The organism is Aurantimonas sp. C2-5-R2, assembly GCF_036549495.1.
Taxonomy (GTDB): Bacteria; Pseudomonadota; Alphaproteobacteria; order Rhizobiales; family Rhizobiaceae; genus Aurantimonas; species Aurantimonas coralicida_A.
The window spans coordinates 1-10,232 of record NZ_JAZHLJ010000103.1; the positions used below are offsets into that span (position 1 = coordinate 1).

Sequence of the window (10,232 nt, forward strand, 5' to 3'; positions counted from 1 at the left end):
GTGCGGCAACGGGAGCGACGGATGCAGCGCTTCAAGTCGCCGCGGTCGGCCCAACAATTCCTCTCCACTCACGCCGCCATCTACAACACCTGGGCACCTCGAATTACCGACGAGATTGCGCTTTTCAGGGTGGGGGTCGGCGCTGACCATGGTGCAAGCCGACGATGTTGGTGATTTTTAGTTTCACGTGACGCGGGGTGACGTCCTCGACGGCGATTTCGCCGTCATGCAGGCGCACCTCGCCCCTGATGCCAGACGAGTCGCGTGAGATTATAGGCAAGGTTTGCCATGCCGATCTTCACCTCGGCGCGCACGATGCCGATGGTGCGGATAAAGAGCCGCATCGGTCCCTTCTGGCGGGCAAAGACGTGCTCGACCTTCGAACGGATCGCCGAGCGCCGGCCATTGGCACGCGATGTCTGCTTGCTCATCGGCCGCCCCTTCGGCTTCTTGCAGTGAATGTCGGAGATATAACCGTTCTTCTCCAGCCATTCCTCGTTCTTGGCCGACCGATAGGCGGTGTCGGCCCAGACCGTCGAGCCGGTGTTCGATCGGTTGACGACGTTGGAGAGTTGGGCGCCGTCGTAGGCTGACGCGCTCGTCGCCGACCACCCGCGGATGAAGCCAAAGCGCCTGTCGATCGAGACGTGGTCCTTGTAACCGAAGCTCGGCACCGCACTGTCGATGTGCTGCGGCTTTCCCGGCGCCGCCGGCTTGGCCTTGGAGAACTTCACCGTCCAGCGGGCGTCGCGATCCTTCTGGCGAAGCTTGGCGGGCTTGTTCTTCCAGGCCTCCGGAACCTCGCCAGCCTTGATCGCGGTCTTCTCGTCCTCGGTGTTGCGCTGCTTCGGCGCCGCGACGATGGTCGCGTCCACGATCTGGCCGCCCATCGCCAGGTAGCCGGCCTTGTCCAAGTGCTTGTCGAAACGGGCGAACAGGTTCCCGATCGCGCCGGCCTCGGCCAGATGCTCGCGGAACAGCCAGATCGTCTCTCATCCTGAGCCTGCCGAAGGGGGCGTCCGGCACCTTCTCAGCGATCCCGAGACCGAGGAAGCGCATGAAAAACAACCGGTCCTGGATCTGGAATTCGGCCTGGTCGTCCGAGAGGTTGTAAAGCGCCTGCAAAACCAAGACCTTGAACATCAGCACGGCGTCGTAGGGCGGTCTGCCGCCCTTCGCCCCGTCCGAGCGCTTCAACGCTTTCGATAACGGCTTGCGGAACACCTCCCACGGCACGATCGCGTTCAGCTTCTCCAGCGGATCGCCGGCCTCGCTCAGCCGGACATATCGCTCGTCGACGTCCCAGAACCCCGGCTGTCCCCGCATGACATCCTCCCGATCTCGGTCAGGACGATGGAATCATAAAACGAGACGAATGAGGAGGTTTTTCGAGGTCTCCACCTTCAACATCCAGCGTCACCTGATTTCCCGCCGCACGATGCGTCAGTTTCGCGGTGATGCGATCGACGCATGGCACCTTGCGACTTGCGCCGCCTGATCTCCGGCATCGACGCCTCCGCTGCGCCTGCGTCCGGACAACGTGACAATACCTCATTCATTGCGCTGAGTGGGCAAACGCCGATCACGTCAGCCTCGATCATTGAAGTCCCAGCGCGCGTTTTCGCTCGACACTCCAGGCCTGGACGATGCGGTCGAACACGATCGCCAGCGCGGCGATGCTGAGGCCGGCGACTAGGCCGCGGCCGGCGTCGCCGCGGCTGAGGGCGATCAGCACGTCCTGGCCCAGGCCCGGGGCGCCCACCAGCGAGGCGATCACGACCATCGTCAGCGCCATCATCACGGTCTGGTTCACACCGAGCGCGATCTCCGGCAGCGCCACCGGCAACTGCACCTGCCAGAGCATCTGCAGGCGCGTCACTCCCATCATCCGGGCTGCCTCGGTCAGCTCGGGCGGAACACCGCGGATGCCGAGCTCGCCATAGCGGATCGGCGGGACGATGGCGTAGAGCACGATGGCCACCAGCGCGGTGAACTCGCCGACGAGAAACACCATCACCGCGGGGATCAGAAAGACGAAGATCGGCATCGTCTGCAGGGTGTCGCAGATCGGCCGCACCACCGCCGAGACGCGATCGTTCAGCGCCGCCCAGACGCCGATTGCCGTCCCCGCCAGCACCGAGACGGCGACACCGACGGCCGTCAGCTCCAGCGAGACCATCGCCCGATCCCAGCTGCCCGTCAGCAGGATGAAGAGCATGCCGAGCAGCGCCACCAGGCCGACTCGCCAGCCGCCGACCCAGCAGCCCGCGGCGGTCAGCAGGGCGATCGTGAACAGCCAGGGCGTGCCCGTCGTGCCGAAGTAATAGTAGATGCCAAGCACCCCGAGCCCCAGCGCCGGCGCCCAGTGCCGCGCCAGCAGGAGCCCGAGACTGCAGGCGGCGAGGACGGCGACATAGCCATAGGTGACGGCGGCGCTCATCTCGAAGCCCCAGACATTGGGGCGTACCGCCTGCGGCAGCCCGATCTTCAGCGGCAGCAGCACGAAATAGGCGGTGTAGGTCTTCAGCGCCGAGGTGACCGGAAACGAGACCACGGTGAACCAGTCCAGCGCCGCGTCGAGCAGCGGCGCCGGGCGCAGCACCCAAGCCTCGGGGTAGGTCCGCAGCGCCGGCACCGCCCAGGCGGCGGCGAGGCTGGCGCCGGCGGCGGCGAGCAGCACGAGCGCCGCGCCGCGGGTGGCCAGGGCCACCGGCTCTCCGTCGCCGCTCCGCCCGGCGAAGCCGCGGCTGACCCGGTCCATGGTCATCGCCAGCAGCGCGATCACCAGCCCGGCCAGGATGCTGCGCCCGAACTTCGCCTGCTTCATCGCCTGGTAGACCTCGATGCCGATATCGCTGACGCCGCCCACCATCGAGGCGATCACCACCATGCTGAGCCCGGCCATGATCGTCTGGTTGAGCCCGAGCAGGATCGTCGGCATCGCCGAGGGCACCAGCACCCAGGCCAGCAGTCGGCGACGGTTCGAGCCCGACATCAGCCCCGATTCCACGATCTCCGGCGGGATCCGCTGCAGCCCGTGCACCACGGCGCGCACCATCGGCGGAATCGCGTAGATCGCGCTCGCCACCACCGCGATCATCGGCCCGATCCCGAACAGCGCCAGGATCGGCAGCAGGTAGGCGAGCGTCGGGATCGTCTGCATCAGGTCGAGCAGCGGCTGCAGCAGCCGCCAGATCGGCGGCCAGAGGAACGCGGCGATGCCGAGCAGGAGCGCGAGCAGCGCCGACAGCGGCACCGCCACGGCGATCAGCGCCAGTGTGACCGCCGTCGGCTCCCAGAGCCCGATGGCGATGATGTAGAGGAAGGTGAGCGCGCAGAAGGCCGCCAGCCTCCGCCCGCCCGCCATCTGGCCGATCGCCGCGGCGGTCAGCACCAGCGTCGGCCAGGGCAGCCATTGCAGCATCGCCCGGATCTGCTCAATCGGCCAAGCGAGCAGCAATGACAGCGCCCGGAACAGCGCCTGGAAAGTGTCGGAGAACCAGGTCAGGAACGCGCTCAGCCAGTCGGCCAGCGGCACCACCGCCTCGGCCGGCGCCGCGGCGAGCCGCCCGGTCTGCCCGGCGGCGAGGATCGCCGTCGACGCCCCGGCCACCAGCGCCAGCCGCAGCAATGGCAGCCGGTCCGGGCGGCGGCGCAGGTCGGGCAGGACGTCTTGCGCCATGCTCGCCATCAGCCCATCCTGCGCAGCGCCCCGAGCGCGCGGTCGAGCGTCACCCGGCCGAGCACCCGGCCCGCCTCGTCGACGATCGGCAGCGGCTCGCGGCGGCCGCAGAAGCGCTGCAGCAGCCCGTCGAGGGTCTCGCCAGCGGGCACGCCGTCCTCGGCGTCGACCGGCCCGGCGGCAGGCTCCAGGATGTCGCGTGCGGTCACGATCTTCTCGCGCGGCACCTCGCGGGTGAAGTCGGCGACGTAGTCGTCGGCCGGGCTGAGCACCAGTTCCGCCGCGGTACCGATCTGCACGACCTCGCCGCCGCGCATGATGGCGATCCGGTCGGCCAGCCTCAGCGCCTCGAGGAAGTCATGGGTGATGAACACGATCGACTTCTGCAGCATCGACTGCAGCCGCAGGAACTCGTCCTGCATCTGCCGCCGGATCAGCGGGTCGAGCGCGCTGAACGGCTCGTCGAGGAACCACACGTCCGGCTTGACCGCCAGGCTGCGGGCGATCCCGACCCGCTGCTGCATGCCGCCCGACAGCTCGCGCGGGTAGCTGTGCTCGCGCCCCGCCAGGCTGACCAGCTCGATGGTCTCGCGCGCCCTCGCCAGCCGCTCGGCCCGGCCGACCCCCTGGACGCGCAGCGGGTAGGCGACGTTCTCCAGCACCGTCATGTGCGGCATCAGGCCGAAGTTCTGGAACACCATGCCCATGCGGTGCCGGCGCAGCTCGATCAGCTCGGCCTCGGAGAGGTCCACGATATTCTGGCCGTCGACCAGCACCTCGCCCGCGGTCGGCTCGATCAGCCGCGACAGGCAGCGCACGACGGTGGACTTGCCCGACCCGGAGAGGCCCATGATGACGAAGATCTCGCCGGGCCGGACGTCGAAGCTGACATCGCAGACGGCGGGCACGCAGCCGCGTTGCCGCAGCGCCTCGGCCACCGCGGCTGTGCTCCCGGGCGCCGCCTGACACGATGCGCGCAGCTGCTCGGCGGCGTCGGCGCAGAACACCTTCCAGATATGGCGGCAGCTGATGCGCGGCTCGCTCGGCATCGGGCTCATCGGTGGGATGGGGGCAGCAAGGGTCGCCGCGGCGACCGGGGCGGGGCGCCCCGGGGGGTCACTTCTGCGTCGCGGCGTCGACCCAGGTCTTCCAGACGGCCTCGTTCTGGTCCACCCATTCCTTCGCCACGTCCTCCGGCTTGCGGTCCTCGGTCTCGATCGCCATGGCCATCGGTCCCTGCATCGTGTTGGTCATCTGATAGGCTTCGAGGAAACGATAGGCGGCGGGCCACTTCTCCTCCAGCCCCGGCCAGGCGAGCTTGGCGATCTCGATCGTGCCGCCGGTGCAGTCGAACGACTTGCGGGTCTCGATACCCGCCTGCTCGGCCGCGGTGCAGCCCTCGGCGCCCTCGTCCAGCATGACCCGCTTGAGGTCGAACTCGGTGGCCACCCAGGTCGGCTCCCACCACTGCAGCAGGATCGGCTCCTCGCGCAGCGTGGCCGAGCGGAGCTCGGCCGCGGTCGAGCCCTCGCCGCCGGAGGGCAGCGCCACCACGTCGAGCCCGAGCGCGTCGATCCAGTTCTGCGCGTCGGGGTTCCACTCGGCCGGGTAGTCGAGCAGCCGGCCCTTCGGCGCGGTCTCGGGCGTCGCGAAGATGTCGGCGCAGTCCTTCAGCGCGTGCCAGTCGGGCAGGCCCTGGCACTTCGCCTCGACATAGGCCGGGTAGTACCAGCCCTCCGAGCCCTCCGAGCCCTCGAGGCCGGTGGGGCCGAACTTGACGATCTCGCCGGCCTCGGTCGCCGCCCGGTATTGCGGCGCCAAGGCCTGGTACCAGTTCTCGAGCGACGCGGTGATCTGGCCTTCCTTCATCGCCTCGATCATCGGCACCTGGGTCGTTTGCAGGATCTCGACGTTGTAGCCCATGCGCCGCAAGATCTCGGCGGCGACCTCGGTGGTGACGAACTGGCCGGTCCAGTCGAGCTTGCTGAGCACGATCGGATCGGCGGATTCGGGCACGCTCTGCGCCGGCGACGGAGACGCCGAGAGGGCGGCCGCCGACAGCACGGCGGCGAAGGCGGCAACGGAGAGTGTCTGGTGCATCATCGGTGTGGTTCCTCCCTCCGGCCCTGTCTGGCGCCGGGGCGTTGATTCGGCGGGCGGGACGCCGCCCGGCTCCTTGTATTCTCCCGAGTATCTCACCTGCGCCCCACCGCGCTTGCTCAAATGCGCCACGCCGATGACTTTCGAGTTCAACGCGGCGCGCCCGGACCGAGGAGGGCCGGGCCGGGACCGAGCGTACCGGCGGTTTCGACCAGCGAGTAGTCGAGCCGGCGGTCGCTGCCGGGCTGCCGGCGGAACCGGCGCTTGTAGGTCCGGCAGAAATACGACATCGAGGAAAAGCCGGAGGCCAGGGCGACCTCGCGGATCTTCATGTCGGTGTTGCGCAGGAGGCCCTGGGCCTGCGCGAGCCGGCAGTGCAGGTAGACCTGGCTGGGCGTCCGGTCGAGCACCTGCCGGAACTTCCGCTCGAGCGTGCGCTTCGAGACGTTCGCCGACCGGGCGATCTCGACGATGCTCACCACCGTTTCGACCCGTGCCTCCATCGCCTCGATCGCCCGGATCACGTCGGTATCGCTGACCGGCGCCGGCTCGGCCGCCGCCGAGAACACCCGATGCGCGCGGTTCAGCCCGCCGGCATGCATCAGGCGGTCGGCAACGCCCGCCGCCAGCGCCGCGCCGTGGGTCCGCTGCAGCAGCGCGATCATCATGTCGAGCACGGCGGCGCCACCGGCGCAGAGCAGGCGCCGCTTCTCGATCTCGTAGAGGTTCTCGGACAGCGTCAGCTCGGGGAACATCTCGAGCAAGGCGTCGGCGCTCTCCCAGTGCACCGCCGTGCGGACCCCGGCGAGCAGATCGGCCGAAGCCAGCAGGAACGCCCCGGTATCGACCGCGCCCAGCATGGCGCCGCGGCGGTCGAGCCGCCGCAGCCAACTCTTCAGGCGCCGGTCGGGCTGCGGCCACGGGTCGAAGCCCGAGACCACTATCAGGCAGGCCGGGTCGTCCTTGGGCGGCACGGCCGCCGCGGCCGCATCGGCGGGGATCGTCATGCCGCAGCTCGCCCGGGCGGGCGCGCCGTCGGGCGTGTAGATCCGCCAGCGGTGGTGGCGGTGGCCGAGCAGGATGTTGGTCAGGCGCAGCGGCTCGATCGCGCCGAACAGCGCCAGCATCGAAAAGCCCGGGAGCAGCAGGAAGCCGGTGTTGCCAGGCAGGCCGCCGTCACATTCCGCCATCGCCGATGGTCCCGTCGCCGATCCGCCCGTGCCGCCGCCAGCGCGGCGGAGGGCATTCTAGGGAAGCGCGGCCGGGCGGTCAATCTGCCGCCGCGGCCGGCCGGTCAGCGGTAGTCGGGGGCGACGCAGAATGCCGCCTTGGCCGGCACTGCGCCGTTGTTGCAGTAGCGGTGCGGCGTGCCGCCCGGCAGGAACAGGCAGTCGAGCGGGTGAAGCTCCTACCAGTCGTAGGTTTCCGGCAGGTAGACGTGCACGCAGCCCTCGAGCGCGAACAGCACTTCGTCGCCGGGGTGCTGCTCGGCCTCGGCCATGATCGAGGGCCTGAGCGCGAAGGTGCCGGCCGTCAGCGCCTCGGTCGAGGCGTAGAGGTTCATCAGCACCGGGTCCTGCTCGCCGAGGATGAAGTGCAGGGCGGTGTCCTCGCCAAGCCTGACCATGCGGCCCTGCTCGTAGCGGTCATGCAGGTCCTTCAGCGCGTCGGTCGGCCACCTGCCGAGCAGGTCGGTCCGTCCCTCCTGCCGCCCGGTCATGGCGCGCTTCTTCACCGAGGTCTCGATCTCCGGCACGTTGGCCGCCCGCTCCTGCGGGGCGTACCAGTCGAGCACGAACACCTCCTCGGTGCCGAAATTGTAGCCGTAGTGGTAGCGCATCCCGCGCCAGTAGACCGCCTCGCCGGCGCGGGCGACGGCGACGTCGCCGGATTCGGGGTCCTGGATCGTCAGCTCGCCCTGAGCCACGTAGTAGTAGCGATCCTGGTCGTAGAGCGGCCGCCAGGTCTTCGACGAGCCGAACGATTCGCCGGGGGCGAGCTTGTAGACCAGTGCCGCCAGCCGGTCGCCGCGGCCATAGACGAGGTCGGCGACGAAATGCGAATCCTCGTCGCCCCAGAGAAACCGCACCGCGTCGCGGCGGGTCACGAGGGTCGGTTCCTTGAAGTAAGTCGCGTTCTTCGGAGCCTGAACTGGAGCACTGGCTGTCACTGTCACTGTCACTGTCACTGTCACTGTCACTGTCTCTCCCTCCCGGAGCGGTGGCTCATCATGATGGCCAATGGCATAGGCAGATTTCGACGGCGCATGATGCACAGAAGCGCCGGACCAGTGGCGCTTTTGAACAGGAGGCGGAAGTGGGAGTGAGTTCCATCGTGAAGCGCAACACCGCGGGCGGATGATGTATCCGTCTGTCTCGAAACGGAGAACGGTGTTGCCATGTCAGGATACAGCCACCTCACGGCCGAGGAGCGTGATCGGCTCGCGGATCTCAGGGCCGACGGCCTGTCGCTTCGGGTGATCGCCAAGGCGCTCGGCCGCGCGGCGTCGACCATCTCGCGCGAGGTCCGGCGCAACGCGCTGGAATCCACCGGGGCTCCTGGAAGTGGTCCGTCTTGACGGATGGAGATCTGCGTCCCGGCGGCGCTGTCACGTTGTTTGAAATATAGCCGCGTGAAGTCGGCGCCGCGCTTGTTCAGGCGAGCCGTGCACTTACGGTTTGGGCCGCTGAGCGACACGGATTCGACTGGACGTTCATCGCGAATCACCTCCTTGATAGGAGAGGCAACCTTGCTGTTCAAATGGCGCATCAATGTGAGCAGCGTTCGGACGCTGACACGGGCCATGGCGCCCGAGGCATCCGGACCCGCCGACGTTTCGCTCCCAAGGTCGGTTACCGAACGCCGGATTGAGCGACGGCGTCCGTCAGGCAACCGCACCACGACGAACGCCGGACCCCGCGCCGATTGGTCCGAAACGAACTCGAGGCGCTGCCCCGCAAGGCCGTGATGCGCATCGACAACCGTCAAATGAGACACCACCCCATCGAGAATGGGGGTAGCCTGTGATGTTTGGTTCGGAGCGGCTGACAGGCGCGCTGCTCGATCGCCTGACGCATCACGTCCACATCCTGACGATGAACGGCGACAGCTACCGGCTCAAGCAGTCGTCGGGCCGGCGCCGCTCCCCTGCGTCCGATAAAAGGGCGGAGCAAAACCAGGCCATCGACGACGCCGCCGATCCGGAAACCGGCGAGATCTCCGCGACCTGATCCCCAAACCCGATAGCCGACGCACGAAGGGGCCCCTTCGTGCGTCTTGCCTGCCATCGCCGTGGCCTGATTTTACTCCGCCCCACTGGCCTGGATTTGCTCCGTCGTTGACAAAGTTTTCATCGTGGCGATCTTTGGGGCGATTTCGACCAAAGTCTGGCTCACGATGGCAATCGTCTCGTCCACCACANGTTGACAAAGTTTTCATCGTGGCGATCTTTGGGGCGATTTCGACCAAAGTCTGGCTCACGATGGCAATCGTCTCGTCCACCACAGCTTCGTCGTGCTCTGTCGACATGAACCAGGCGCCCCGTTCCAGTGCTCGCACGCCATTGCCCAGAAGGGCCACCGTGAACATCCGGTAGCCCGCACGGTTCATACGTGCCAACCCGCGAAAGTTGCGTGCAGGCTCCGTCAGCCCGAGGGCGACAGTGAAGATTTGCGGAAACCCGGTAACGGTCGCGGTCAATCCGGCGTCGGTGAAGGCATCCGCGATGCCGTTCTTCAACCGGGCGCCGTTACGTTCCAGCGCCTCGAAAGTGGCCGGCTGGCACAACCGGTCCATGGTCGCGATGGCCGCCGCCATGGCAATGGGCTGGGCATTGTAGGTGCCGCCATGCATGATCCGCCCCGTGCCCAGATGATCCATCATGTCAGCCCGTCCCGCCACAGCGGCCACGCTGAATCCGTTAGCTATGGCCTTGGCGAAGATGGCGAGATCGGGTGTCACGCCGAGGCGCGATTGCGCACCGCCCGGAGCAACGCGAAATCCGGTGATGACCTCATCGAAGATCAGAACCGTGCCGGATTTCGTGCAGGCCTCGCGCACTGCTTCCAGATACCCCGGCTCTGCGAATATGCCACCGCTGTTGCACATGGCCGCCTCCATGATGACGGCGGCGACATCTCCTTTCGCGATCCGCGATAACAGCGGTTCGCGCCGGTTCCACGACATGACTTCCAAGTTGACCGATGCCTCCGGATCCTGGCCGGCGCTGGCCAACCATTTGCAAGGCGTATCCTCGCATCCGGCCTGCTCCATCGGCGTTGCCGTACTGACCAGGACACTGTCGAGCCAGCCGTGATAGTGTCCTTCGAACTTGATCACGATCTTCCGGTCGGTCACGCCCCGGGCTAGAGCGTCAGGCGATTAATCTGCAACATAGCCAGCGGCCTTGAGGTAGTTCCAACATTCTTCGGGCTCGAACAGGTCGCAGATG

Annotated in this window: 8 protein-coding genes and 3 pseudogenes; 4 read left to right on the forward strand and 7 right to left on the reverse strand. The window is 67.4% G+C overall.

The window, feature by feature from the left end; all coding sequences use genetic code 11:
* Positions 1–93: pseudogene (locus VQ044_RS25895) on the forward strand (IS6 family transposase); the annotation flags it as partial.
* A 131-nt stretch (positions 94–224) separates the two neighbouring features.
* Here VQ044_RS25895 and VQ044_RS22280 read toward each other — a convergent pair.
* Positions 225–1,326 (reverse strand): annotated as a pseudogene (locus VQ044_RS22280) (IS5 family transposase).
* Between the two features lie 49 nt (positions 1,327–1,375).
* Between VQ044_RS22280 and VQ044_RS22285 the strand changes: the two are divergent.
* Positions 1,376–1,498, forward strand: coding sequence for a hypothetical protein (locus VQ044_RS22285; protein WP_327625363.1), 123 nt, complete (start codon positions 1,376–1,378; stop codon positions 1,496–1,498).
* Positions 1,499–1,597: 99 nt separating this feature from the next.
* On the opposite strand, the gene VQ044_RS22290 is transcribed toward VQ044_RS22285, so the two are convergent.
* From VQ044_RS22290 to VQ044_RS22310, 5 genes are all read right to left on the reverse strand, one after another.
* Positions 1,598–3,691 carry an ABC transporter permease gene (locus VQ044_RS22290; protein WP_327649672.1) on the reverse strand — a complete coding sequence of 698 codons (2,094 nt, stop codon included), beginning with the start codon at positions 3,689–3,691 and terminating at the stop codon, positions 1,598–1,600.
* Positions 3,691–4,731, reverse strand: a complete 1,041-nt coding sequence (locus VQ044_RS22295; RefSeq protein ID WP_327625365.1) for a quaternary amine ABC transporter ATP-binding protein — start codon at positions 4,729–4,731, stop codon at positions 3,691–3,693. The genes VQ044_RS22290 and VQ044_RS22295 overlap by 1 nt, the downstream gene beginning before the upstream one ends.
* 67 nt (positions 4,732–4,798) lie before the next feature.
* Positions 4,799–5,785: an ABC transporter substrate-binding protein gene (locus tag VQ044_RS22300; RefSeq protein WP_327649671.1), complete on the reverse strand. Its 987-nt coding sequence runs from the start codon at positions 5,783–5,785 to the stop codon at positions 4,799–4,801.
* 146 nt (positions 5,786–5,931) lie between these two features.
* Complete coding sequence (locus VQ044_RS22305) at positions 5,932–6,972, reverse strand: GlxA family transcriptional regulator (protein ID WP_327625367.1); 1,041 nt, start codon at positions 6,970–6,972, stop codon at positions 5,932–5,934.
* A 218-nt stretch (positions 6,973–7,190) separates the two neighbouring features.
* Entirely contained in the window at positions 7,191–7,982 is a 792-nt protein-coding gene (locus VQ044_RS22310) for a hypothetical protein (protein WP_331827772.1), read from the reverse strand.
* A gap of 198 nt (positions 7,983–8,180) precedes the next feature.
* On the opposite strand from VQ044_RS22310, the gene VQ044_RS22315 reads away from it, so the two are divergent.
* Both VQ044_RS22315 and VQ044_RS22320 read left to right on the forward strand, forming a co-directional pair.
* Positions 8,181–8,360, forward strand: coding sequence for a helix-turn-helix domain-containing protein (locus VQ044_RS22315; protein ID WP_327649669.1), 180 nt, complete (start codon positions 8,181–8,183; stop codon positions 8,358–8,360).
* Between the two features lie 454 nt (positions 8,361–8,814).
* A pseudogene (locus VQ044_RS22320) lies at positions 8,815–8,922 on the forward strand (ATP-binding protein); the annotation flags it as partial.
* Here the strand turns inward: VQ044_RS22320 and VQ044_RS22325 are convergent.
* Positions 8,900–10,138 carry an aminotransferase class III-fold pyridoxal phosphate-dependent enzyme gene (locus VQ044_RS22325; protein WP_331827773.1) on the reverse strand — a complete coding sequence of 413 codons (1,239 nt, stop codon included), beginning with the start codon at positions 10,136–10,138 and terminating at the stop codon, positions 8,900–8,902. The pseudogene VQ044_RS22320 and the gene VQ044_RS22325 sit on opposite strands and share 23 nt — an antisense overlap.
* Positions 10,139–10,232: the final 94 nt, after the last annotated feature.